20 protein-coding genes are annotated in these 24,388 nt (G+C 68.0%); 12 read left to right on the top strand and 8 right to left on the bottom strand.

What is annotated here, in order from left to right; translation table 11 throughout:
• Positions 1 to 983 precede the first annotated feature (983 nt).
• The gene (locus tag ACIBK2_RS15830) at positions 984 to 1,340 is read left to right on the top strand and encodes a hypothetical protein (RefSeq protein ID WP_396967754.1); all 357 of its coding nucleotides are present in this window, start codon (positions 984 to 986) and stop codon (positions 1,338 to 1,340) included.
• A complete protein-coding gene (locus ACIBK2_RS15825; RefSeq protein ID WP_396967752.1) occupies positions 1,337 to 2,173 on the top strand; it encodes a hypothetical protein in 837 nt (278 codons plus the stop codon). The genes ACIBK2_RS15830 and ACIBK2_RS15825 overlap by 4 nt, the downstream gene beginning before the upstream one ends.
• A 68-nt stretch (positions 2,174 to 2,241) precedes the next feature.
• Here the strand turns inward: ACIBK2_RS15825 and ACIBK2_RS15820 are convergent, their stop codons facing one another.
• Together ACIBK2_RS15820 and ACIBK2_RS15815 are read right to left on the bottom strand one after the other, a co-directional pair.
• Positions 2,242 to 2,829, bottom strand: a complete 588-nt coding sequence (locus ACIBK2_RS15820; RefSeq protein WP_396967750.1) for a hypothetical protein — start codon at positions 2,827 to 2,829, stop codon at positions 2,242 to 2,244.
• Between the two features lie 173 nt (positions 2,830 to 3,002).
• Entirely contained in the window at positions 3,003 to 3,383 is a 381-nt protein-coding gene (locus tag ACIBK2_RS15815; protein ID WP_396967748.1) for an FHA domain-containing protein, read from the bottom strand.
• Between the two features lie 169 nt (positions 3,384 to 3,552).
• Here ACIBK2_RS15815 and ACIBK2_RS15810 point away from each other — a divergent pair, with 169 nt between their 5' ends.
• Complete coding sequence (locus tag ACIBK2_RS15810) at positions 3,553 to 4,563, top strand: hypothetical protein (RefSeq protein WP_396967746.1); 1,011 nt, start codon at positions 3,553 to 3,555, stop codon at positions 4,561 to 4,563.
• A 614-nt stretch (positions 4,564 to 5,177) separates the two neighbouring features.
• Here ACIBK2_RS15810 and ACIBK2_RS15805 read toward each other — a convergent pair.
• Together ACIBK2_RS15805 and ACIBK2_RS15800 are read right to left on the bottom strand one after the other, a co-directional pair.
• The gene (locus ACIBK2_RS15805) at positions 5,178 to 6,014 is read right to left on the bottom strand and encodes an NAD(P)H-binding protein (protein WP_396967744.1); all 837 of its coding nucleotides are present in this window, start codon (positions 6,012 to 6,014) and stop codon (positions 5,178 to 5,180) included.
• A gap of 69 nt (positions 6,015 to 6,083) precedes the next feature.
• Complete coding sequence (locus ACIBK2_RS15800) at positions 6,084 to 7,499, bottom strand: DHA2 family efflux MFS transporter permease subunit (protein WP_396967742.1); 1,416 nt, start codon at positions 7,497 to 7,499, stop codon at positions 6,084 to 6,086.
• A gap of 213 nt (positions 7,500 to 7,712) precedes the next feature.
• Between ACIBK2_RS15800 and ACIBK2_RS15795 the strand changes: the two genes are divergently transcribed.
• Both ACIBK2_RS15795 and ACIBK2_RS15790 read left to right on the top strand, forming a co-directional pair.
• Entirely contained in the window at positions 7,713 to 8,384 is a 672-nt protein-coding gene (locus ACIBK2_RS15795; RefSeq protein WP_396967740.1) for a TetR/AcrR family transcriptional regulator, read from the top strand.
• Between the two features lie 17 nt (positions 8,385 to 8,401).
• Positions 8,402 to 8,947 carry a GNAT family N-acetyltransferase gene (locus ACIBK2_RS15790; protein WP_396967738.1) on the top strand — a complete coding sequence of 182 codons (546 nt, stop codon included), beginning with the start codon at positions 8,402 to 8,404 and terminating at the stop codon, positions 8,945 to 8,947.
• Here ACIBK2_RS15790 and ACIBK2_RS15785 read toward each other — a convergent pair.
• Positions 8,944 to 10,494: a glycerol-3-phosphate dehydrogenase/oxidase gene (locus ACIBK2_RS15785; RefSeq protein WP_396967736.1), complete on the bottom strand. Its 1,551-nt coding sequence runs from the start codon at positions 10,492 to 10,494 to the stop codon at positions 8,944 to 8,946. The two genes, ACIBK2_RS15790 and ACIBK2_RS15785, sit on opposite strands and share 4 nt — an antisense overlap.
• 103 nt (positions 10,495 to 10,597) lie before the next feature.
• Positions 10,598 to 11,200 (bottom strand): TetR/AcrR family transcriptional regulator, encoded by a 603-nt coding sequence (locus ACIBK2_RS15780; protein ID WP_396967734.1) that lies wholly within the window; start codon positions 11,198 to 11,200, stop codon positions 10,598 to 10,600.
• Positions 11,201 to 11,339: 139 nt separating this feature from the next.
• On the opposite strand from ACIBK2_RS15780, the gene ACIBK2_RS15775 reads away from it, so the two are divergent.
• Entirely contained in the window at positions 11,340 to 12,917 is a 1,578-nt protein-coding gene (locus ACIBK2_RS15775) for an FAD-binding oxidoreductase (RefSeq protein WP_396968476.1), read from the top strand.
• A complete protein-coding gene (locus ACIBK2_RS15770) occupies positions 12,914 to 13,864 on the top strand; it encodes a diacylglycerol kinase (RefSeq protein WP_396967732.1) in 951 nt (316 codons plus the stop codon). Before ACIBK2_RS15775 ends, ACIBK2_RS15770 begins: the two co-directional genes overlap by 4 nt.
• Before the next feature lie 8 nt (positions 13,865 to 13,872).
• On the opposite strand, the gene ACIBK2_RS15765 is transcribed toward ACIBK2_RS15770, so the two are convergent.
• Both ACIBK2_RS15765 and ACIBK2_RS15760 read right to left on the bottom strand, forming a co-directional pair.
• A complete protein-coding gene (locus tag ACIBK2_RS15765) occupies positions 13,873 to 14,547 on the bottom strand; it encodes an AAA family ATPase (RefSeq protein WP_396967730.1) in 675 nt (224 codons plus the stop codon).
• Between the two features lie 342 nt (positions 14,548 to 14,889).
• Positions 14,890 to 15,231 carry a helix-turn-helix domain-containing protein gene (locus ACIBK2_RS15760; RefSeq protein WP_396967728.1) on the bottom strand — a complete coding sequence of 114 codons (342 nt, stop codon included), beginning with the start codon at positions 15,229 to 15,231 and terminating at the stop codon, positions 14,890 to 14,892.
• Positions 15,232 to 15,351: 120 nt separating this feature from the next.
• Between ACIBK2_RS15760 and ACIBK2_RS15755 the strand changes: the two genes are divergently transcribed.
• The 5 genes from ACIBK2_RS15755 to ACIBK2_RS15735 all read left to right on the top strand — a co-directional run bounded on the left by ACIBK2_RS15755 (position 15,352) and on the right by ACIBK2_RS15735 (position 24,114).
• On the top strand, positions 15,352 to 18,078 hold the full coding sequence (locus ACIBK2_RS15755) for a valine--tRNA ligase (RefSeq protein WP_396967726.1): 2,727 nt from the start codon (positions 15,352 to 15,354) through the stop codon (positions 18,076 to 18,078).
• A gap of 95 nt (positions 18,079 to 18,173) precedes the next feature.
• Positions 18,174 to 19,544, top strand: a complete 1,371-nt coding sequence (locus tag ACIBK2_RS15750) for a bifunctional folylpolyglutamate synthase/dihydrofolate synthase (protein ID WP_396968474.1) — start codon at positions 18,174 to 18,176, stop codon at positions 19,542 to 19,544.
• A 73-nt stretch (positions 19,545 to 19,617) separates the two neighbouring features.
• Positions 19,618 to 20,034 (top strand): DUF4233 domain-containing protein, encoded by a 417-nt coding sequence (locus tag ACIBK2_RS15745; RefSeq protein WP_396967724.1) that lies wholly within the window; start codon positions 19,618 to 19,620, stop codon positions 20,032 to 20,034.
• Between the two features lie 61 nt (positions 20,035 to 20,095).
• Positions 20,096 to 20,512, top strand: a complete 417-nt coding sequence (gene ndk / locus ACIBK2_RS15740; protein WP_357383066.1) for a nucleoside-diphosphate kinase — start codon at positions 20,096 to 20,098, stop codon at positions 20,510 to 20,512.
• A gap of 506 nt (positions 20,513 to 21,018) precedes the next feature.
• Complete coding sequence (locus ACIBK2_RS15735; protein WP_396967722.1) at positions 21,019 to 24,114, top strand: translation initiation factor IF-2 N-terminal domain-containing protein; 3,096 nt, start codon at positions 21,019 to 21,021, stop codon at positions 24,112 to 24,114.
• Positions 24,115 to 24,388: the final 274 nt, after the last annotated feature.

Here is a 24,388-nt window from a genome sequence, read left to right as displayed (position 1 = left end):
GTCCTCTTCGCGCTGTCTGAGTCGGGCAGGGGACCAGCTACTTCGATGGTATGCACTCAGGGCGATGCGGGTGCGGTACCCGCGCTGACCCTAGTGGGCAGCGGCCTCCCCAGATCCCGCACCAGCGCTAACTCGGCGATAGCCGGACAACTGGGCTCATCCGAGTTGACTCCGCATTGGCGCGCACGGCATTACGATGCGAGGGATCGCACGCACGTAGGCGCGGTCGTACGGAGTCCGTCCTCGAACCGGGCAGGGTCGGCGCGAGGGCGGTGGTACGCCTACCGAGAGCATGGCCGATGGGGACGCTGGCACCAGTTGCTGCGCGTGCCGGCGCAGGGCGTCGGCAGGTGGGGAAGAGACGCGCGAGCCGAGTCCTCTTCGGGGTTGCTGGGCTGCTGTGTGGGGTTGTGCTGCTTGGGTTTCCGGTTTTCGGTCAAGCGGGTTCGGTCGCGGCGGCGCCTGCCATAGTCGAGCCGCAGTGGTGGTCGCCAGATCGTGGGCTGGCGGAACCTGGGACTCGCGCTGAGCCGGTGTTTGCACGGCAGCCGACTAGTCCGTTGCCGCCGGGGGATGACAGCGAGACACACGATGGGCCGCTGCCTCGTCGGGTGGACCAGCCTTGCGGTGGGTCGGATGGGACGACCTGCCCGAGCGTTCCGCCATCAACTGATACGCAGACGCCGGATGTCACGACTTCGCCTATCACCACTCCGCCTACTACGAGTCCTCCTGTCACGAGTCCGACCACGAGTCCGCCCATAACTACGACGACACTGCCGCCTGACACCTCGACGACATCGCCCGATCAGCCGTCGGAAGTGATCCCGCCGCCCCCGGAGGAGGCGATTCCGCCACCACTTCCGCCGGTCAGGCCGCCGGATGCTGTTGTGCCACCCAGGAATCCGGTGCGAAAACCGGCAGTATTGCCGCCCGGTCCGGAGGTGCTGCCGCCCCCGCCGCCTCGATTACCGCCTCCCGCAATGGATCTCACGCCGTCCTCGGTCGGGCCCGGTGCTGGAGTCACGGCCAGCGGTCACGGGTGTGATCCGCAGGCGCCGGTCGATGTGACGATCGGCGACGTTGCCGTCGGGAAGACGGTCGCCGGGGTGGATGGGGCGTTCGAGGTGCCGCTCGTCACCGGGACGGTGGATGTCGGCAGGTATCAGGTGACGGCTAAGTGTGGGCGCACGTTGGTCGCGCCGCTGGATGTGGTGCTGGTCGGCAGTATCGGGGCGGACACGTTCACGGTGACCGTGATCCTGTTCTTCCTCGTGCTCGGTGGGTGGTATTACGGACACCGCCTCGCGTCGCATCTACTTGCACGGAGGGGCGAATGAGCGGTGGTTCCCATGGCATTCGGCGGATTCTCTGGCCGGTGCTGCTGCTGATCGTGCTGGGATGGACGGCGGCGCAAGCGGATGCACGACCTGACGGGGTCGACATGGCCGCGAATATCGACGGGCACGATATCGCGGGAACGTCGGTGGATCGGCCGTTGCGGCTCGTGCCGGACAGCACCATTCGGATCGCGATCGAGTTGACGAACAATACGAGTGACCCGCTGGAGATCCGGCACGTAGATCTCGCGGGACACGTGCTCGGTCTCGGCTTCTTCTCCTACTCCACCGCCGTCGAATTGACGGTTGCGCCAGGCAAAGCCGAGTCGCTGCAGTATCGGCTGGAGCTGCGTGGGTTGGCGGGGCAGGCGACCGGGTTGATCGGCGGTGAGCTCGCGGTCTACGGCGGGAGCGATGCACCGGTCGCCGCGATACCGGTGATCACCGATGTGCGTGGATCGCTGTGGTCGGTGTACGGATTGTTCGGGCTAGCGCTTGCCGTTCTCACCGTACTTGGCTTCGCGGACACGGCATTCGCCATTGCACGCCAACGACTTTCGGCTGAACGCTGGCAGCGCGGATTACGGTTGCTCGCGCCCGGGCTCGGGATCGGACTGGTATTCGCGTTCATCGCGTCGGTGGCCCGATGGTGGGTACCCGACACCGGCCTGTGGTTGGCCTTCGCGGGAGTTACTGCCGCCGTTGCGTTCCTGCTCGGCTACGCGTCCCCGCCACCAGAACCGGACGACGATCTCGACGACGACTCGGGGGATCTCGATGAGGCCGAGATCCATCGGCTTCCGGCCGAAGAACCGAAGCCCGCAACCGAATAGGGACATGGTGCGCGCGAATCGGCGTGGCTTGTTTGCCAGGACTCGGGGCGGTCTTCGTTTCTTACCGTTTACGACGCTTTGACCCGGGCGATCTTCGTAACCTTCGGGGCACCGAACGCCTTGAAGCTGGCCGCGACGGCGTTCTCCTCGGCCTCGGCAGCATCATTGGCCAACTTGACATCGTTAGGGGCCTTCGCGGCTCGTTCTGCCGTTTCTTGCGCGGCGGCGGTGGCGGTGACGACGGCATCGGTGTCGGCGCGGTCCTCGATGGCAACGTCGACCACAGTGGTGGCGTTGTCGGCAGCATCGGCGGCGAGGGCTGTGGCGTCAGTAGTCGTCTTGGTCGTTGCAGCGTGGGCGTTAGTGGCGGCTTCGGCGGCGTTTGCGTTGGCGTCGCCGACTTCGGTGGGGACGTCGGTGTGGGCGGCAGCAGCGGCGGCGTTGGCGATACCGGCGGCAGCGTGAGCGCGGGCAGCGGCGCTGTCGGCGCGAGCCTGGGCCTGAGCGATCAGGGCCTGTGTAGGTGTCTCGGCACGGGCCGCATGAATACCGGGCTCCGGTTCGAGGGCGCGGTCCTGGGCGAGCGCCACCCCAGTTCCGGGCAAGAACATGGCAACACACGCGGCGGCGAACAGTGTGGATCGCAGTACGGGCACGGGTTCTCCAAGGTGGTCAGGATTCTTGCTGGAACAACCAGGGTGTGCCATTTCTTCGTTGCCGCACACGACACGGATGGGGTCGTGCCGGTGATCGGCGAACCTTGCGATACCCAGCCATACGCGTGATTTCGGCAGGTATCCAGTGGCAGTAGCGGATTGCCGGTGGTTAGTCAGGATTCGCGGTGGTCTTCGTTGGGGCAGCGGTAGGTGAGTACTCGTTCGCTGATGCGGACGCTCCAGCCGGGGCGGAGTTCGGTGGGGTCGGTGCCGATCCGGGTCCACTGGTCGGTGCCGGGTGGGGCGATGAAGGTGCCGGAGGTGGCGGTGGCGTCGCGGACGAAGACTTTGCCGCGGGCGACCGAGACGTAGGCGTGTACGCGGGAGACGTGGCGGTCGCGTTGGATCACGATGGGGGCGGCGGTGGCGGCGCGGACGGAGTCGTCGGTTTGCGGGCCGCGGCCGATGACGTAGGGGCGGTCGAGGGGGTAGGCGGTGCCGTTCTCGAGGACGAGAGTGCCTGCGGCTTGGTCGTGTTCGGCGGCGGGACGCATGAGGCGAGTGGCGCGGTCAGCCGAGTTCTTGTGCAGCGCAACGGGTTCAGGTCGTGCGCCGGGCTGGTGAGTTTGGGACCAGGCAAGTTGGCGGTCTGCCGCGGGACGGGTTCCGATCGGCGGGCGCGGCCTTGCCCGTGGCCGCGCCGATTCGCTCGAACGGAGCTTCGTGGAGGAGGCGGCCGACGATGCTGCCGCAGCGGATCGGTTCGCCGAGGGGCCGGATTTCGACGCGGACTGGCCAGCGGAGGACTTGGCCGCGGACGAGGCGTGGGCGTTCGATGACGTAGCGGAAGTCACGGAGGTCGGCGCATCGGACGTTGCCGAGGCTGCGGAGGTCTGGGCGTCCGAGGCGACAGAGGCGGCGGAATCCGAAGTCACCGATGCTGCTGAGGTGGACGTATTGGCAGGCGCGGACGCGGAGACATCGACGGCCTCGTCGGCACCGGTGGGTTCGGGTGTGGCGGCGAATCCGGCGGCGACGGTCGGCGCGGGCTCGGAAGCCGCCGCAGCTGCGGTCGGGCGGGGGGCCCCGGAACTCGACGTCCCGCGCGGTGTCGCGGAACTCGACGCGGACGGCTGGGGTGACCCGGAACTCGATGTCGCGGCGGACGGACGCGGAGAGGCGGAACTTGACGCCGACGGGTGGGGTGATGCGGAACTTGACGCGGACGGGTGGGGTTCCCCGGAACTCGATGTGGCGGTGGATGGGCGCGGTGTCGCGGAACTCGACGTGGAGGGGCGGAGCGTCGCAGAACCCTTGGTCGTTTTGCTCGCACGACGAACAGGGACGTTCAGGACGAAGCCACCGCCGGGGACGACACCTGCGCGGAGGTCAGTGCGCGGCAAGGCCTTCAGTGTTGTTCCGGTGTCGGTGCCGACGGTGATTCGGCGCAGCGGTTCGCGCACGATCTCGTCGACCCAGGTGAACGCGCGTGCTCCATCGAGCCGTCGAGTGCCTTCCGCGCCGTTGATCTCGGCGAAGACTGGTCCGCGCAGCAGGATCAGGGTTCCGTCGCCGGTCGGTGCGACCACGCCGAACGGGGGCGTCTCGGAGGTTCCGCCGAAAACGACGGCGGCCAGCCGTTGGGCCAGCGCCGCTCCGGGATGTTCGGCCTCCGCGACCGCCTCGATGCTGCCGAGGATCCGATCCGTGGCGGCGGTTTCACCAGCCAGATAGACAACTACGCCACCGAAGCGCGCGACAAGGCCATGACCTTGCGCGATACCAACAGTGGCTGGTTTGCTGCGCATCCGCGCCCTCCTTCCCGGCGCACTACCGACATTCGAGCCCAGCATAGAGCGTGTGCCTCGGGCAGATCGGCGCGTGGCGGCGGTGGGTGGGACTCACGCGGCTAGGTTGTGGCACTCAGGCTGAAGAATTGGCCGACCGCTGAATTCAGCAGTGCCGCCGGGATTCTCGCCGTTCACCCGGCAACAGGCCGACCGACCGTGGATCCCGTCGGCGTGGTGTTCGTCCCGTTTCGCCCGTAAACGCAAATGTGGTGACCGTCTCGTCTGACACTGGGGGTGCATCGCTGCTTCGCGCGTCGCAACCCCGCGTGTCGGCTGGCAAAATCGCCTAGTTTTGCCAGGCCAACATCGGATATGTCCGCTCGGCAAGCTCGGCGCACCCGGAATTCGCCAGTCGCATCTGCCCGTACGGGCGCACCCACCCTCCGCAGCAAGGCCGAACACCGTTTCTGTCAGCCGCTCACCCAGTACAGGAGGTGGACGGCTGACAGAAACGGTGTTCGGCCTCAGTCTGCGAGCATCGGAACGGCTGCCCGGCGATCAGCTGGTGAATTCGGCAGCGTTCTCTTCGATCCAGCTGGTGAAGGTGCGCGGCGGGCGGCCGGTGAGGGTGGCGACGGTGTCGGTGATCTCCGTCGGGATGCCGTCGTTGAGTCGCCAGTAGTCGAGCAGTCCGTCGGCGTAGGCGGCAGGCATGTAGTCGGCCATCTGCTGCTTCCACGCTTCGGGCGTGACCTGGTCGACAGTGATAGTGCGGCCGGTGATTTCGGCGACGAGGTCGATCTGCTCGGTGAAGGTGAGGGTTTCGGGACCGGTCAGCGTGTGCTGTTGCCCGCGATGTTCCGGCGCGGTGAGCAGGGCGTACGCGGCTGCGGCGACGTCGATTTCGTGGATCGGATCGGCGTAGGCATTCGGGTAGGGCAGGTTGATCGGGCGGCCGGCCTTGATCGCCCGGGCCCAGCTGCGGGCATTGCCCGCGAAGGCGCCGGGACGCAGCACACTGACCGTCATCGGGGCGTCGGCGAGCCCGAGCTCGGCGTCGTGGTGCGCCTTCGCGACCGGGTTGGCGGCGGGGTCGGGGCTGAGCACCGCGGACGAGGACAGCAGCACGATGTGCTCGACACCGGCTTCGGTTGCGGCGGCGACGAATTCCTTGATCGCGGCGGCCTCCGCGTAAAGGAACACGGAGGTGACTCCGGCGAGGGCGGCGGGAAAAGTGTTCGGGTCTTTGAGATCACAGGCGACGGCCGAGACGTCGGCGGGCAGCTGGAGTTCCTCGGGTCGGCCGGAGCCGACCCGGACAGCGAGTCCATCGGCGTGCAGCAGGGTGAGCAGTTGGGTGGCGACCGCGCCGCGGCCTCCGGTGATGAGAATCATGAGAAATCCTTGATGAGTAGTGAATTCGGGTAGTTGATCACGAAAAACAGCGCAAGTTCGTGGTGAACCTCAGTGCTCGGCAGGCGCGTTGCGTGGCAGCAGGCGCACCAGACCACAGCTCGCGAGGGTGATGGCGGCGACCAGGGTCAGGCTGACGGTTAGCGCGTGCACCTGGCCGACGCCTGCGGAGTGGAAGTACACCGTGGTGACGGCGGCCGCGCCGATAGCGTTGGCGAGCTGCTGCACGGCGGTGAGAGACCCACTGGCACTGCCTGTCTCGGCTTGTTCGATATCACCGATGGTGACCTGGTAAATGGTGCCGAAGCAGGTGCCGAGACCAAGGCCGAGGACCAGGATCGGTACGGCCAGCGCCCACGGGGCGACGTCTGTTCCGGCGGTAACGGCGAGTGACAGCAGCAAACCGGTGCCCGCCAAGGTGATCAGCAGGCCGATCAGGATCAGGTTGCGACCGAGCCGGGCGATGAACTGATGGGCCGCGATCGAGGAGACCACGATGCCAACGGCCAACGGAGCGAGGCCGATTGCGGCACGAGTCGGGGTGTAGCCGAGCCCGCTCTGCAGGAACAGTGACAAGACGTAGAGCAGGCCGGACACTGCGGCGAAGAACACGAGACCGAGCAGCAGCCCCGAGGTGAAGCCTCTGTTCTTGAACAGCGTCGGCTTGATCAGTGGATTTGCGGCGGTCAGCTGGCGTCGGACGAACAAGCCGAAGCAGGCCAGACCGGCGGCGAGCGAGCCGAGCGGCACGGCGGTCCAACCATGGTCGGAGCCGTCGATCAGGCCGAACAGCGCGCCGAACATCGCGACACCGAGCAGTCCGGCACCGAGCCCGTCGATGGAAACGGTGTGATCGCCGCTGTCGAACGGCAGCAGACGGTAGGCGGCGGCGAACGCGGCGCCACCGAGCACGATGTTGATCAAAAACATGGCGCGCCAACCGAATCCGAACAGATCGGCGTCGATCAGGAAACCGGCCAGGATCGGGCCGCCGACCGCGGACAGACCGAGGGCGGGCCCGAACACACTGAACGCCTTGCCGAGCTGTTCGCGCGGGAAGACGGCGGTCAGGATGCCGAAACCCTGCGGAATCAGTAGCGCACCGAACGCGCCCTGAACCAGCCGGGCGGCGATGATCGAGGTCGGGTCGAAGGCCAGCCCGCAGGCGACCGAGGCGACGGTGAACCCGGCCAGGCCGATCAGGAACAGGCGGCGCTTGCCGAAGCGATCGCCGAGCCGCCCGCCGACGACCAGCAGCACGCCGAGCGCGAGGGCGTAGCTCGCACCGAGCCACTGGATCAGCGACTGGCCGCCGAGCAGGTCCTTGGCGATGGTCGGGGCGGCGATGTTGGTGATCGTCGAGTCGAGCAGGTCGAGGACCTCGACCGCGATGATGACGGCGAGTACGGCCCACATCCGGCTGGTGACCTGGGGAGTTGCGGGGATGGGGTGCGTGACGGTGGTCATGGGGCACCTCCTTCGAGGTGGAGTAGCTTCGATCGAACTGCGATCGTTACGAACGTTGTTCGTTTGAGAGAACGATACGAGACGAACGGCGTTCGTGTCAAACGGTGTTCGTTAAGGGCGTATGCTCGACAGCATGCGAGAGAGCGGAGAGCGACAAATGAGCACAGCCACCGCTGCGGTTACGGCGGATTCGAGCGCGAGCGAGGCCCAGGCATGAACAGCGCGCCCGTCAGCCGCCGGGCCCGTCCGGCGAAGGCCCCGCTGAGCCGTGACGTGATCATCGAAACCGGCCTGCGCATCCTCGACCAGGACGGCCTCGCCGCGCTGACCATGCGCCGCGTCGCACAAGAACTGGACACCGGCGCAGCGTCGCTCTACGTCTACGTCGCCAACCGCGACGACCTGATGGCCGCCATGCTCGACCACGTGCTCGGCACGATCGCGCAACCGACCGGCGGCAGCTGGCGCGAACGGCTGGTCGCGCTGGTCGATGCGACCGTGGCGGTGATGAGCAAGCACGAAGGGCTGGCGCTCGTCGCGCTCGGTGGGATTCCCACCGGGGAGAACGCCCTGCTGCTCTTCGATCGGATGCTGGCGCTGTTTGCCGAGGGCGGCGTGGACGATCTCACCAACGCGTGGGCGGTAGACCTGCTCTACCTGCACATCACCGCGGCAGCCGCCGAACAGAGCGCGTACAACACCAAGGACATGCCGCAGACCGAACACGTCGCCGACGTCGCCCGGCAATTCGCCGAGCTGCCGCCGGAGCGCTATCCGATGATCACGGTGATGCGGGAAGCGCTGCTGTCGGGCGAGGGCGATGCCCGCGGAAAATGGGCGCTCCGGGTGCTGATCGAGGGCATTCTCGCCACGCCGGTCACCTGAACTCTAAGATGTCAGGGGTGTCCGTGATCCGACCGGCGACCGAGGTCGATTTGCCAGCCCTGCAGGAGATCGAGATCGCAGCGGGTAAACCGTTCGCCGATATCGGCATGACCGCGGTGGCGGAGGATGAACCGCCCTCGCTGGAAACGCTACGTGAATTCCAGCGCGCCGGGCGGGCGTGGGTGTGGGCCGACGACGGCGACCATCCGATCGGCTACCTGGTGCTCGGCGTTGTCGACGGCGACGCCCATATCGACCAGGTGTCGGTGCTGCCCGGATACCGGGGCCAACGCATCGGCAAACGCCTGATCGATCACGCCGTGTTCTGGGCGAAAGACCATGGCATGCAGTCGATTACCCTCACCACCTTCATCGACGTCGCCTGGAACGGCCCGTACTACGAGCGCCTCGGCTTCCGCTACCTGAGCGACGAGGAGCAGACACCCGGTCTGCACGCGATCCGCGCGGCCGAGGCGGCGCACGGCCTGGACGACTGGCCGCGCGCCTCCATGAGCGCCGATCTCGATTCGTGGTCGTTCGACGGGACCGTCTCGGAGACCTAAGTGGCGGGTGCCAGCGCGGCCATCGCGGCCGGGGTGGCGGCCGCACGGTCCGCGGCGATCAGGCCGATGCGGCTGCGGCGGTCGAGCAGATCGTCGGCGTCGAGGGCGGCCTCGTGCGTGACGGCGAACTGGAATTCCGCTGCGGTGACGTCGATTCCGGCGGCCACCGGTTGGGCGAGGGCCGGATTGTGTTGCGTGGCGGCGAGAATGGTGGCCGCTTCGCTGCCGTAACGGTCGATCAGGACCGGCGGGGCGTCGATGCGGTCGCGGGCGGCGCCGGAAACCGCGCCCACCAAGGGAAGTCGTTTGGTGCGGCACGGGCCTGCGGTGAGGCCGGCGCGGGTGACGGCGGCGTCGATGACGTCCTCGGCCATCTGCCGGTAGGTGGTGAGCTTGCCGCCGACGATGGTGATGACGCCGGTGGGGGAGTGCAGGACCGCGTGTTTGCGGGAGATGTCGGCGGTGCTGTCGTCCGCGGTCTTCAGCAGCGGGCGCAGGCCCGCGTAGGTGCCGCGAATGTCCTTGCGGGTCAATGGTTCACGCAAAGCGGTGTTGATGGTGTCGAGCAGGAAGTCGATTTCGGCTTCGGTGGGCTTCGGCTCGTCCGGGACGGGGCCCGGCGCGTCCTCGTCGGTCAGGCCGAGGTACACCCGGCCGTGCGCGGCGGGGAAGGCGAAGACGAAACGGCTGGTGCTACCGGGCACCGGGACGGTCAGCGAGGCGGTGAGGCCGCCGAACGACTCGGCGTCGAACACCAGATGAGTGCCGCGGCTCGGGCGTAGCTCGATGCTCGGGTCGACCTCGTCGGCCCACACGCCGGTGGCATTGACGACCGCGCGGGCGCGCAGGGTCATGGTGTCGCCGGTCAGGGTGTCGCGCAGGTTCGCCGAATTGCCGGTCACGTCAAGGGCTTCCACGCGGGTCAGCACCGTCGCACCCGCCGCGGCCGCGGTGCGCGCCAAGGCGACGACCAGACGGGCATCGTCGACGAGCTGTCCGTCCCAGGACAGGAGTCCGCCGCGAAGTCCGTCGCGGCGCACGGTCGGCGCGAGCCGTAGGGCCTCGGCGGCTGCCACTCGGCGGGAACGGGGCAGGATCGCGGCCGGGGTGCCCGCGCCGCGCCGCAGCACGTCACCCGCCAGGAAACCTGCGCGCACCAGCGTGCTCTGCGCGGCACCGATACTGGGCAGCAACGGCACCAGCTGCGGGAGTGGCCGCACGAGGTGCGGTGCGGTGGTGCGAATGAGAATGCCTCGCTCTACGGCACTTTCGTGCGCGATGCCGACCTGACCGCTGGCCAGATACCGCAGCCCGCCATGCACCAGTTTGGAACTCCATCGACTGGTCCCGAACGCCAGGTCGTGCCGCTCCACCAGCACGGTCCGCAGCCCGCGTGCCGCCGCGTCGAGTGCGGCGCCGACACCGGTGACGCCGCCGCCGATGACCAGGACGTCGATTTCCGACTCATCGCCGAGCCGCCGCAGCTCCCGGGTGCGACGGTCCGCGTTGAGCGCGGAATCTCCCCTCGACACTGAATCCGCTGTCATCGCATCGCCTTTCCGAGATCAGTTGTCCTGCCGACGGGCGCGTAACCGATCGCCGTCATCTTGCGGTGATCGATCGCCGTGGTGTTCGCCGAATGCGTCATCGTCACAGCACCTTTCGATCGTTAGGTGCGAGATAGCCGTCGAGCGCGTTGGCCAGCTCGGCGTCGAGGTCGGTTCCGGCCAGCAGCGGAGCGACGGTGCCCGCCGACTGAACCGCCGACTGCGCGATCAGTAGGAGCATGGTGGCCAGCTGTTCCGGGGCGCCCTCGCGGATGGACCCGTCCTGCTGACCTTCACGAATTCCCGCGGTGAACAACTCGATCAGTGCGCGCTGGTTGCGGCCGAGGCGGCCGAAGACGTAGGTGAGCATCAAGTCGGTGTCGGTGCGGAAGATCTTGCCGAACAACGGATTCGAGCGAACCTTGACGGCACCCGCGACGATGCCGGTGACCAGCCTGGTGCGGCCGATGCCCGCGGTGGGCATGGTGGCGGCGACGATCGCGCGCAGCTCGCGCACCAGTAGCTCGGCCACCAGCGCCCCGGTGTCCGGCCAGCGCCGGTAGACGGTCGGCCTGCTGACGCCCGCGCGGCGGGCCACCTCGGTGAGGGTGGTGCGGCGCACGCCGAACTCCTCCACGCAGCGGCGGGCCGCGTCGAGGATCGCCAGGTCGATGGCGGACAGTGCGTCGTCGACTGGAGCGGTCAAGGCATCACCTTAGAGAGTTCGGGTTCGTTACTGCTTGACATTCTATGTCAAACTGTAACGCATGGTCGAGACGCAGAAGTACACCGGCGAGGGATTGGCTCCGGCGAAAAACTCGGGCGTAACCGGGGTCGCGGCGAGTATGGTCTGGGATGCCTGGGGCATTCCGGCCGGACACAAGCCGTTATCGGCACAGATCCGGGGCCTCCTGATGCAGGTGTTCGGAGTGTCCGGCGACCCGGTGGCGCGCCGCGATGAGGGCGAAGTGTCACTCCGAGAGTCGGCGCTCACGCCTGCCCAACGAGACGGGTTGGTCGAGGTGGTCGGCCCGGACAACGTCTCGGCCGACCACCACGATCGGCTGCGGCACGCGGGCGGCAAGAGCACCCCCGACCTGCTGCGTCGCCGCGCCGAGGGGCCACAGGACGCACCAGATGCCATCGTCTTCCCCGCCGATCACGACCAGGTGCTCGCCGTGCTCGCCTACTGCGCCGAGCACGCCATCGCGGTCGTGCCGTTCGGCGGCGGCACCAGCGTCGTCGGCGGCGTCGACCCGGTGCGCGGTCGCTTCGACACGGTGATCGCGGTCGACCTGCGCAGGTTGGACACGGTGTCGGAGATCGACCCGGTCAGCGGCATGGCCACACTGGGCGCCGGACTCACCGGACCGCGCGCGGAGGAACTGCTTCGCGCACACGGACTTTCGCTCGGGCACTTCCCGCAGAGCTTCGAATTCGCCAGCATCGGCGGGTTCGCCGCGACTCGGTCGTCCGGACAGGCCTCGGCAGGCTACGGGCGCTTCGACGACATGGTGCAGCGGCTCAAAATCGCAACGCCCACCGGTGCGGTGGAACTCGGTCGTCCGCCCGCATCGGCGGCGGGTCCGGACCTGCGCGAGTTGTTCGTCGGCTCGGAGGGCGCACTCGGGGTGATCACCGAGGTCACCGTGCGAGTGCACCCGGTGCCGGAAACCACTGCTTACCAAGGATGGTCGTTCCCCGACTTCGAAACCGGCGCTGCCGCACTGCGTTCGGTCGTGCAGGCCGGTGCGGCGCCGACGGTGCTCCGACTGTCCGACGAGGCCGAGACCGGGGTCAACCTGGCGCGTGCTGGCGATATCGGCGGCAACGCGGTGTCCGGCTGCCTGGCCATCACCACCTTCGAAGGCTCCGCAGCGCATGTCGCGGCCCGCAGCACTGAAGCGGGCGCGCTACTCGCAGCCGCGGGCGGCACCGCACTGGGCGAAACTCCGGCCAGGGAATGGGAACACGGACGCTTCGGCGCGCCGTACATGCGCGACGCCCTCTTAGACGTCGGCGTGCTGTGCGAGACGCTGGAGACCGCGACCACCTGGGCGAACCTCGCCAATCTCAAGGCGAAGGTGACTGCGGCACTGACCGATTCGCTCGCCGGGCAGGGCACCCCGCCGCTGATCATGTGCCACATCTCGCACACCTACCCCACCGGTGCCTCGCTGTACTTCACCATTGTCGCCAAGCAGCTCGATGATCCGATCGCCCAGTGGCACACGGCGAAACAGGCCGTCGGCGGTGCGATCGTGACGGCGGGCGGCACCATCACGCACCATCACGCGGTCGGCACCGATCACCGCCCGTGGATGTCCGCCGAGATCGGCGACCTCGGGGTGCGCGTATTGCGCGCGGTGAAAGCCGAATTGGACCCCGCGGGCATCCTCAATCCTGGAAAGCTGGTTCCGTGACGGAGAATTCATCCCGCGCCGTGCGTGCGGTCACCGTGGTGACCAATCGGCACGCGGGGCTGGGCGCCGGTCAGGACGTCGCGGCCGCGGCGCTGGCCCGATTCCGGGAACGCGGGGTCGAGGTGGCCGAAGTACGGGCGCCGTCGGCCGCCGAAACGGTTCGGCTGGTGCGGGATTCGATCGAGCGCGAAAACTCGGATGCGGTGGTCTGCATCGGCGGCGACGGCCTGATGAACGTCACTCTCGGTGCAGTCGCGCGAACGGGTGTGCCGCTGGGCTTGATCCCGGCGGGCACCGGCAACGACCTCGCCAGGGAACTCGGTGTGCCCACCGAGGATCCGGTCGCCGCGGCCGACATCGTGATCGACGGACGAACCCGGACCATCGATCTCGGTCAGATCGAGTCGTCCGCGTCGGCACCGATGTGGTTCGCCACGGTCACCGGTACCGGGTTCGATGCCCGAGTCACCCTGCGCGCCAACGCTATGCGCTGGCCGAGGGGACGGCTGCGGTACACCGTCGCCGCATTGGCCGAGATCTCCGGCCGGTTCACCGTGCCTTACCAGGTCGAGTTGACCGGCGCGGTCACCGAAGGACTGATGAACCCCGGCGGCGGATCGTCGGTGGAGACCAACGCGGTGATGGTCGCGGTCGGCAACGCCCGCACCTACGGCGGCGGCATGCTGATCTGCCCGGACGCGGTGCTCGACGACGGCCTGCTCGACCTCACCGTGGTCGGCAAGCTGTCCCGCTCGGAGATGCTGCGCCTGCTGCCCGCACTGTCCGCGGGCAAACGGCAGAACCACCCCGAGGTAAAGCAGTATCGAGCCGCGGAAATAACCCTGACCGCACCCGGCGCCCCTGCCACCGCCGACGGCGAACCCGCGGGAATGCTGCCGATCACCATTCGTGCCGTTCCCGGCGCACTGACCGTATTGGTCCCCTGAGGAATCCCCTACGCGGCGAAGGTGACTCGGCGCATGCGATTGATATTGATCCGGTCGACGATCACCAGCGACTCCGGTGCGGGCCGCAGGCCACCGCCGGCGCGTAGTCGTTCCATCAGCCGTCGCCAGCGAAAGCAGTGCAGTACGAACGTCATTCGATTGGACCGCCGCCCGCGGGCGTGCTGACCGGCGCGGGCCACCGCGGTCGGTACATCGAGCAGGATCACGTGCAACTCCCTGCCGTACCCGGCGGCCCAGAGGGAGATGATCCGTCGCGCCCAACCGGTGGTCGCGCAGTCGTGGATGACCACCGGCCCGTCCGTATCCCGCAGTGCCGTACGAATTCCCGCGAAATGCGCGACGTGCACGACCGGTCGCCACAGCGAATAGGGCAGCCAGCCGAGCCGGTGCCGCAACCTGTTCCGCGCTTGCAGCGAGTCCAGCACCATCGATCCCTCCGGCCCACCGGACGGATCCTCGGCCTCGGTGGTCGCGCCGAAGAACCGGCGCAGGACGGTACTTTTGCCCGCGCCCGGTATCCCGGCGACAACCAGCGCCGTCATCGGCGGATAGTGCAGCTCATCGATCTCCCGGCCCCGGAGATCGTGCACGGCATCCGGCGCGAGGAAGGGCAGTAGTGCCTCGGGAGAGGGTGGCGGCAACGTGGCGAGCGGAGGGTTCACCTCTTCCAGAGTCCGCAGCGGCCGCTGCTCCGGCAACGGGGAAAACCCTGCATTTTCACTGAGATTTCCCTGAATCGGACCAGCGGATGCGTTCACATCTTCCAGAGTCCGCACCTGCGGCCGATCTGGCAAGAACGGACAATACGGACATAGTCGAATTGTGACTAACCGGACGTCTTGCCGCAGGCTCGCGCGCGGACGTGCCTGCGCTCGCCGACCGCTCGCCAGCCGCCGCCCAGGTGCCCGTTTCGACCGGATAATCCGGAGATCAGGGGTAGAAAATGCCAGATTCTGAGAATTGCTTATGGATTCCCGAACCCTTCCAGTTGGGACGGTAAGCTTTCAGGTGTAGGCGGAGTCTTCGGTGTCCCTCATCCACCGAAGACTCCGCCTTTCTTTCTGTCCGATTCCGTTGTGCGGCACCATGAGCAGCCGCAGGTACGACTGCTCGGCCTCGGTCAGTAACAACGCCCGCGCGATGCCGCCGAGCATCTCGTCCGAGACGCGCGTCACTCTGCCCAACTCCAGCCGGGTGTACTGATCCACACTCATCGCGGCCAACTGCGCAACCTCCGCGCGGCGCAGCCCGGTCACCCGGCGCGGATTGCCGACCGGCGCCAGCCCGACCCGCTCCGGCGCGATCGACGCACGCTTGGCCCTCAGGAATTCGCCGAGCTCACTCACACCGGCAAGTCTCACACGACGCGCGGGACGCAACGCCCACCGTGCGCATTCGGTGCGACCGTCCGCCGTCGGCGGCGCACCCTGCGGAAATCGATTGAGCCGGACCACTAGAATCGTCGGGTGACCAGCGCAGCCCCTGACAAGACGCGTAATCGTGCCGATGCCCTCCCCAAGAGCTGGAACCCCGGCGAGGTAGAGGCCTCGATGTACGAGCGCTGGGTAGCCGCTGGCTATTTCGCGGCCGACGCGACCAGCGACAAGCCGCCCTACTCGATCGTGCTGCCCCCGCCGAACGTCACCGGCAACCTGCACATGGGCCACGCCCTTGACCACACCATCATGGATGCCCTCACCCGCCGCAAGCGCATGCAGGGCTACGAGGTGCTGTGGCTGCCCGGCATGGACCACGCGGGCATCGCCACCCAGACGATCGTGGAGAAGCAGCTCGCCGTCGATGGCAAGACCAAGGAGGACTTCGGCCGCGAGCTGTTCATCGACAAGGTCTGGGACTGGAAGCGCGAATCCGGCGGCGCCATCCAGTGGCAGATGCGCGCGCTCGGCGACGGCGTCGACTGGAGCCGCGACCGATTCACCATGGACGACGGCCTGTCCCAGGCCGTGCAGACGATCTTCAAGCGGCTCTACGACGCGGGCCTGATCTACCGCGCCGAGCGACTGGTCAACTGGTCACCCGCGCTGCGCACCGCGATCTCCGATATCGAGGTCAACTTCCAGGAGATCCCCGGCGAGCTCGTCTCGCTGCGGTACGGCTCGCTCGACGACAACGAACCGCACGTGATCGTGGCCACCACCCGGGTGGAGACGATGCTCGGCGACACCGCCGTGGCCGTGCACCCGGACGACCCGCGCTACCAGGCGCTGATCGGCACCACCCTGGAGCACCCGATCACCGGGCGGCAGATCCCGATCATCGCCGACGACTACGTCGATCCCGAATTCGGTTCCGGCGCAGTGAAGATCACCCCCGCGCACGACCCGAACGACTTCGAGATGGGCCTGCGGCACAACCTGCCGATGCCCAACATCATGGACGAGCGCGGTCGAATCATCGACACCGGAACCGAATTCGACGGTATGGACCGGTTCGAGGCGCGTGTCGCGGTGCGCGAGCGGCTGGCCGCCGAGGGCCGCGTGGTCGCCGAGAAGCGGCCCTACCTGCACAGCGTCGGGCATTCCGAGCGCAGCGGCGAGCCGATCGAACCGCGGCTTTCCATGCAGTGGTGGGTCAAGGTCGAATCGCTGGCCAAGGCCGCCGGTGACGCGGTTCGCAACGGCGACACCGTGATTCACCCGGCCAGCTCGGAGCCGCGCTGGTTCGACTGGGTCGACAACATGCACGACTGGTGCATCTCCCGGCAGCTGTGGTGGGGCCACCGCATCCCGATCTGGTACGGCCCCGAGGGCGAAGTGATCTGCGTCGGCCCCGACGAGACCGCGCCCGAGGGCTACGTGCAGGACCCGGACGTGCTCGACACCTGGTTCTCCTCGGGCCTGTGGCCGTTCTCCACCATGGGCTGGCCCGACGCCACTGCGGAACTCGAGAAGTTCTATCCGACAAGCGTTCTCGTCACCGGCTACGACATCCTGTTCTTCTGGGTGGCCCGGATGATGATGTTCGGCACCTTCGTCGGCGACGACCCGGTGCTTACTGCATCGCGAAGCGATTCCGTGGGGGGTGGTGGTCGGGCGACGGGTGGGCCAGCAGGTAAGGAAGGGCATCAGGTTCCGTTCAAGGATGTGTTCCTGCACGGCCTGATTCGCGACCAGTACGGCAAGAAGATGTCGAAGTCGCGCGGCAACGGCATCGACCCGCTGGCCTGGATCAACGAATACGGTGCCGACGCACTGCGCTTCACGCTGGCCCGCGGCGCGCATCCCGGCGGTGACCTCTCGGTCGGCGAACAGCACGCGCTCGCCTCGCGCAGCTTCGTCACGAAGCTGTTCAACGCCACCAAGTTCGCGCTGATGAACGGCGCCCGGACCGGTGACCTGCCGGACCGCGCCCAGCTCACCGATGCCGACCGCTGGATCCTGGATCGGCTCGAAGAGGTCCGTGTCGAAGTGGATTCGGCGTTGGACGGCTACGAGTTCGGCAAGGCCTGCGAGGCGCTGTACCACTTCGCCTGGGACGAATTGTGTGACTGGTACCTGGAATTGACCAAGGTGCAGTTCGCCGAGGAGGGCGCCCGCGCGGAGGCCACCCAGGTGGTGCTCGGCACCGTGCTCGACGCGGTGCTGCGGCTGCTGCATCCGGTCATCCCGTTCGTCACCGAATCGCTGTGGCAGGCACTGACCGACGGCGAGTCCCTGGTGATCGCCGCGTGGCCGCAGGCCTCCGGTGTGCCTGCGGATCAGGTGTCGGCCCAGCGCATTTCGGATACCCAGCGGTTGATCACCGAGATCCGCCGGTTCCGCGGCGATCAGGGCCTGGCCGACAAGCAGAAGGTGGCGGCCAAGCTCATCGGCCTGGACACCGCCGGTCTGACCGCACTGCACGACTCGGTCGCGAACCTGGCCCGGCTCACCGAGCCCGGCGACGAATTCGCGGCTACCGCGACCGTGGAGGTCCGGCTGAGCGGTGCCACCGTCACCGTCGAGCTGGACACCTCCGGCGCCGTCGACCTGGACGCCGAACGCCGCCGCCTGGAGAAGGACCTGGCCGCGGCGGAGAAGGAATTGGCAGGCACCGCAGCCAAACTCGGCAACGAGGCCTTCCTCGCCAAGGCGCCCGAGCCGGTGGTCGCGAAGATCAAGGACCGCCAAGAGGTCGCCGCCGCCGAGGTGGCGCGCATCGGCGCCCGACTCGCAGAACTGAGCGGTAAATGAATCACGAACCCGAACCGCAGTACGGCGACGACCTCCGCCACCCGGCCGCGGGACCGCGGCTGAGTTCCGGGCCGTCGCCGGTCGAACTGGCCGAAATGGCGCTGGTGGAGGCCGAACTCGACACCCGCTGGCCGGAAACCAAGATCGAGCCGTCGCTCACCCGGATCGCCACCCTGATGGACCTGCTCGGCTCGCCGCAGCAGAGCTACCCGGCGATCCACGTCGCGGGCACCAACGGCAAGACCTCGGTGACCAGGATGATCGACGCGCTGCTCACCGCGCTGCACCGGCGCACCGGCCGGATCACCAGCCCGCACCTGCAGCTGGCCACCGAGCGGATCAGCATCGACAACGCGCCGATCACGCCGGCCCAATACGTGGAGACCTATCGCGAGCTGGTGCCGTTCATCGAGATGATCGATGCGCAGTCCGCCGCGGCGGGCGGTCCGGCGATGAGCAAGTTCGAGGTGCTCACCGGCATGGCGTTCGCGGCCTTCGCCGAGGCGCCGGTCGATGTCGCGATCGTGGAGACCGGCATGGGCGGCACCTGGGATGCCACCAACGTGATCGACGGACAGGTCGCGGTGATCACGCCGATCGGCCTGGACCACACCGACTATCTCGGCCCCGACATCGCGTCCATCGCGGGTGAGAAGGCCGGGATCATCAAACGTGCGCCGGAGAGCCTGATTCCGCGCGACACCGTCGCGGTCATCGCCGAGCAGGACCCCGAGGCGATGGACGTACTGCTGCGTCGAGCCGTCGAGGTGGATGCGGCCGTGGCGCGCGAAGGCGGCGAATTCCGGGTGCTGGCCCGGCAGATCGCGATCGGCGGCCAGCAGCTCGAATTACAGGGCCTCGGCGGGGTATACGACGAGATCTTCCTGCCGCTGCACGGCGAGCACCAGGCCCGCAACGCGGTGCTCGCGCTCGCGGCGGTCGAGGCGTTCTTCGGTGCGGGCGCCGACCGGCAGCTCGACATCGAAGCCATCCGTGCGGGTTTCGCGAGCGTCACCAGCCCGGGCCGGCTCGAGCGGATGCGCAGCGCGCCGACCATCTTCATCGACGCCGCGCACAACCCGGCGGGCGCGCAGGCGCTCGCCTCGACGTTGACCGCGGAGTTCGACTTCCGCAAGCTGGTCGGTGTGGTCTCCGTGCTCGCCGACAAGGACGCCGACGGCATCCTCACCGCGCTGGAGCCGGTGCTCGACGAGATCGTCGTCACCGGCAACGGATCGCCGCGCGCGATGGACGTCGACGTGCTCGCCGACCTCGCGGTGCAGCGCTTCGGCGACGAGCGGGTGATCACCGCGCCGACCCTGCCGGACGCGCTGGAGACCGCCATCGCCATCGCCGAGGAAATCGGCGAGGCAGGGGAGATGGTGTCCGGTGCCGGGGTCGTGGTGACCGGATCCGTGGTGACGGCCGGCGCGACGCGCGCGCTGTTCGGAAAGGACCCCGCGTGAGTGAGCGCAGCGAACGAACCATAGACACAGGGCGCCTCGCGCGCGACGGAGCCGAGCGCAGCGAGGTGGAGTCATGAGTGAGCCCGAGGCCCAACCGGATTCGGTGCCCGCGCCGACGACCGATCCGTGGAAGGGCTTCCGCGGCGTCATGGCGGGCACGCTGATCCTCGAGGCGATCGTGGTGCTGCTCGCGCTGCCGGTCGTCGGCTCGGTGGGCGGCGGGGTCACCTGGGTCTCGGGCACTTACCTGGTGGTGCTCGCCGTGGTGATGTTCCTCGGTGCGGGCGTGCAGCGCAGGTCGTGGGCGATGCCGTTCAATCTCGGGCTGCAGGTATTCGTGCTGCTCGGCATGTTCATCCATCTGTCCATCGGCGTCATCGGCATCGTTTTCGCGGTGGTCTGGGGCTTCATTCTGGTGCTGCGCGCGGACGTGCGCGGCCGGATGGAGAAGGGTTTGCTGCCGAGTCAGCGGGCCCAGCGCTCCTCCTGAATCGGCGCCGATCGAACCGCGAGTTCGGTACCCACCGGGGGTGCCGGTTAGAGTGTGCGCCGTGACTGAGCAGACGTTGGTACTCATCAAGCCGGACGGTGTGGCCCGTGGCCTCGTCGGCGAGGTGCTGGTACGAATCGAGCGCAAGGGCCTGAAGATCGCGGCCCTCGAGCTGAAGCATGTGTCCGAGGACCTGGCCAAGGGCCACTACGCCGAGCACGCCGAGAAGCCGTTCTTCGGCTCCCTGATCGAATTCATCACTTCCGGCCCCGTAGTCGCGGCCATTTTGGAGGGGCCGCGCGCCATCGCGGCATTCCGGCAGATCGCCGGCGGCACCGACCCGGTCGAAAAGGCCGTACCGGGCAGCGTTCGCGGGGACTTCGCCCTGGAGACCCAGGAGAACCTGGTACATGGGTCCGATTCGCCCGAATCGGCCAAGCGTGAGATAGCTCTGTGGTTTCCGGAGTTTTCGGCCTGAAAATAGTTTGCGAGTTGAACACAGTCGTGAGCGAGCGCAGCGAGTGAGCCAAAGACACAGCGCCCAGCGGTGCGCGGCTAACCGAGCTTTAGCGAGGTTAGTCGTGCGCCGCGGCGAACCCGCGGCGCTCGGTATGGGATACTGACATCGGCTGCTTTTGATGCCGACTGTTCGCGCAGGTACGTGGACTATCGGGGCCATCGCAGCCGGATGACACACCGCGGTTCGATGCCGATCATCGCTGCCACGGACAAAAGGCCCGGTCGCTGGGCCTGCTGTTCGCGTCGGCACGCTGGATGAGCGCTCACAATCGTGGAGTTCAGCCAACAGCCAGGCGCCGCGTGACCAGTTAGCCCAAACCGACGAACAACATGGTGATAACCGGACATGCGGGGCGAGACCATATGACCTTGCGCTGAGCGGCGTGAGGCGAACGGATAGTGCCCCCGCGTCGGCCGCTTCACTCCTTACCGGGAGGGACGCGCCCGGGGGTCCGAGGAGACTTCGTGGCCGAAAAAGAGCCATTGGAAACAACACCACAGGATGCCGAACAATTGCCGGAGCGAATCCGAGTTCACGCACTCGCCAAGCTGCTGGGGGTAACGAGCAAACGCATCCTGGCCAAGCTCACCGAGTTGGGGTCCGACGCGCGCAGCGCGCAGTCGAACGTCGATCGGGCGATCGCGGAGTCTGTCCGCGACGCGCTCGGTCCGCCGGAGGGCGATGCCCCAGCGCCTGTCGCGGCCGAGCAGCCGGTCGAGCCGCCTGCGGCGAAGCCGGTCGAGGCCCCGGCGGCACCGGAACCCGCGCCTAGCCGTGGTCACGGTGGGCTGGTCTTCTCCGCGCCCGAGCCGCTGATCGGCAACTCCGGCGCCGAGAACCCGAACGAAGTCGCGCACCAGCCCTCGGTGCAGCTGTTCACCCACCCGGTCCGGGAAGAGCCGCACGTCGCCGCGCCGGTGGTGTTCGAGTCCGCCGCCGTCGTGCAGGCCCCGCTGTTCCTGCCGCCGGATGCCGCGGCCGCCGAGCAGACCCGCCGCAAGCGCCGCACCGAGCGTGTCGTTCAGCGCGAAGAGCCGGCGGTCGAGGAGCCGCAGCCGGAGGAAGAGCCCGAGACGGTCGAGGACGAGCAGGACTCGGCCGACCAGCAGGGCGACGCCGATGGTCAGCCGCGTCGCAGGCGTCGTGGCCGTCGTGGCCGCGGTCGCGGTCGTGGCGAGCAGCAGAACGACGCCGACGACGAGAACGACTCGGACGACACCGAGGACGAGCAGAGCGGCGACACCGCCGACAACAACAGCAACAACAACACGGACGCCAGCGACTCGTCCGACGACAACGCCGACACCGAGGACGACGAGAACGAGCCGGAGGGCGCGAGCCGTCGCCGCCGTCGTCGTCGCCGTCGCAAGGTGGCGGGCGACGCCCCTGAGGCCGAGGCCGCCACCACCACCGAGGACGACCCGCCGAACACCGTCGTGCACGAGCGCGAGCCGCGGAACAAGAGCCGCAGCCGCGCCACCGCCGTCGACGAGGTGCAGGGCATCACCGGTTCCACCCGGCTCGAGGCCAAGCGGCAGCGCAGGCGGGACGGTCGCGAGGCCGGTCGGCGTCGTCCGCCGATCCTGACCGAGTCGGAGTTCCTGGCCCGTCGCGAAGCGGTGGACCGGGTGATGGTGGTGCGCGAGAAGGCGTTCCCGGATCATCCGACCGCCACCCAGGTCGCGGTGCTCGAGGACAACATCCTGGTCGAGCACTTCGTCACCAGCACCGGTTCCGCGTCGATGGTCGGCAACGTCTACCTCGGCAAGGTGCAGAACGTGCTGCCCAGCATGGAGGCGGCGTTCGTCGATATCGGCCGCGGCCGCAACGGCGTGCTCTACGCGGGCGAGGTGAACTGGGAGGCCGCCGGTCTCGGCGGCAAAGAGCGCAAGATCGAGCAGGCGCTCAAGCCCGGCGAGCTCGTGCTGGTCCAGGTCTCCAAGGATCCGGTCGGGCACAAGGGCGCCCGGCTGACCACACAGATCAGCCTGGCCGGCCGCTTCCTCGTGTACGTGCCCGGCGGCACCTCCACCGGCATCAGCCGCAAGCTGCCCGACACCGAGCGCAAGCGGCTCAAGGAAATCCTGCGCGACATCGTCCCCAACGACGCCGGTGTGATCATCCGCACCGCGTCCGAGGGCGTCGCCGAGGACGAACTGGCCCGCGACGTAGAACGGCTGCAGGCGACCTGGCGCACCATCGAGAAGGCCGCCGAAGGCAAGAACGACGGCCAGCCCAAGACGCTGTACGAAGAGCCCGACCTGCTGGTCAAGGTCATTCGCGACCTGTTCAACGAGGACTTCTCCAGGCTCGTCATCGAGGGTGAGCGGGCCTGGAGCACGGTCGAGAAGTACATCGGCACCGTCGCGCCCGAGATGCTCGCCCGGGTCTCCCGGCACGACAACAACGGCGTCGACGTGTTCGAGGCCTACCGGATCGACGAACAGCTCGCCAAGGCGCTCGATCGCAAGGTGTGGCTGCCCTCGGGCGGCACCCTGGTGATCGACCGCACCGAGGCGATGACGGTGGTCGACGTGAACACCGGCAAGTTCACCGGTTCCGGCGGCAGCAACCTGGAAGAGACGGTCACCCGCAACAACCTGGAGGCGGCCGAGGAGATCGTGCGCCAGATGCGGTTGCGCGATATCGGCGGCATGATCGTCGTCGACTTCATCGACATGGTGCTCGAGTCGAACCGGGATCTGGTGCTGCGCAGGCTCACCGAGGCACTCGGCCGGGACCGCACCCGGCATCAGGTGTCCGAGGTGACTTCGCTCGGCCTGGTGCAGATGACTCGTAAGAAGCTGGGCACCGGTCTGGTCGAGGCGTTCTCGACCACCTGTGAGCACTGCCATGGGCGCGGCATCCTGGTGCACGCCTACCCGGTCGAGCCGTCCTCCGGCGACGACGGGGGTGCGCGGGGCGCGGCTCGGGAAACCGGATCGCGTCGCCGCCGTGGCCGCGACAAGGGTGCGGCACCCGCCGCGCCGGTCGTCGCGACCAACGGGACCGCGCCGGTGGAGTCCGAGGAGGACATCGCCGTCAAGCGGGCGCATCCGGTCGCGTTGGCGATGGCCGCGCATCACGGTGATGATGCGGACGAGGACGAGTCGGGTGTGGTCACGGACGAGTCGGTGGCGGGCCCGGACGAGTCGAGCGCCGCGGCCAGTGAGTCGGTGGCGGTCGAGCCGCTCGAGACCGAGGTCGTCACGGCCGAGGCCGAGGTCGTCAAGGACGCGGATACCGAAACTGTCGAGACCACACCGGTTGTCGAGACACCGGTGGCTCCTGCGGAATCGGTGACACCGCCTGCCGAGGATCGTGCGGTAACCAACGGTGCGCCGGAACCGGCGCCGCGCACGAGTCGGCGGCGCAGGGTCGCCCGTTCGGCCGCCGCTCCCGCTGCGGACAGCAGTGGTGCGGTGTTCGTGCTGCCGACCCCGGAGCAGGCTCCCGCACCCGCCGTCGACTTCACCGCCGACGTTCCGGTCGAGGTGCCGGTGCGCAGGCCGCGGCGTCGTGCCGTCGGCCGTCCCGCGGGCCCGCCGCCTGCGGAGTAGTAGCAGCTGATCTGACAGCCTCGACGCGGCCGGTCACACCCTTGGGTGCGATCGGCCGCGTCGTTGTGTGACGGGCACTCTGAGGCGGTTTATGACCGTGCTCAGCGAGTCCGCCGCAACACGGGAAACGCACCGAACTCCCGGCGGAAAAGGGTTGCTCGCAGGCTGCCGACGGGCGGATTGTGTCGCTGAAGGGGTGCTCTGGTAACCTAGGTCGGTCGCTGCCTGGCGATGGGCGTTATATCACGCCCCGCGCAGCAAGCCAGCCAAGAAC

This window comes from Nocardia sp. NPDC050175, assembly GCF_044459885.1.
Taxonomy (GTDB): domain Bacteria; phylum Actinomycetota; class Actinomycetes; order Mycobacteriales; family Mycobacteriaceae; genus Nocardia.
This window is presented reverse-complemented; position numbering and strand designations above follow the sequence as displayed.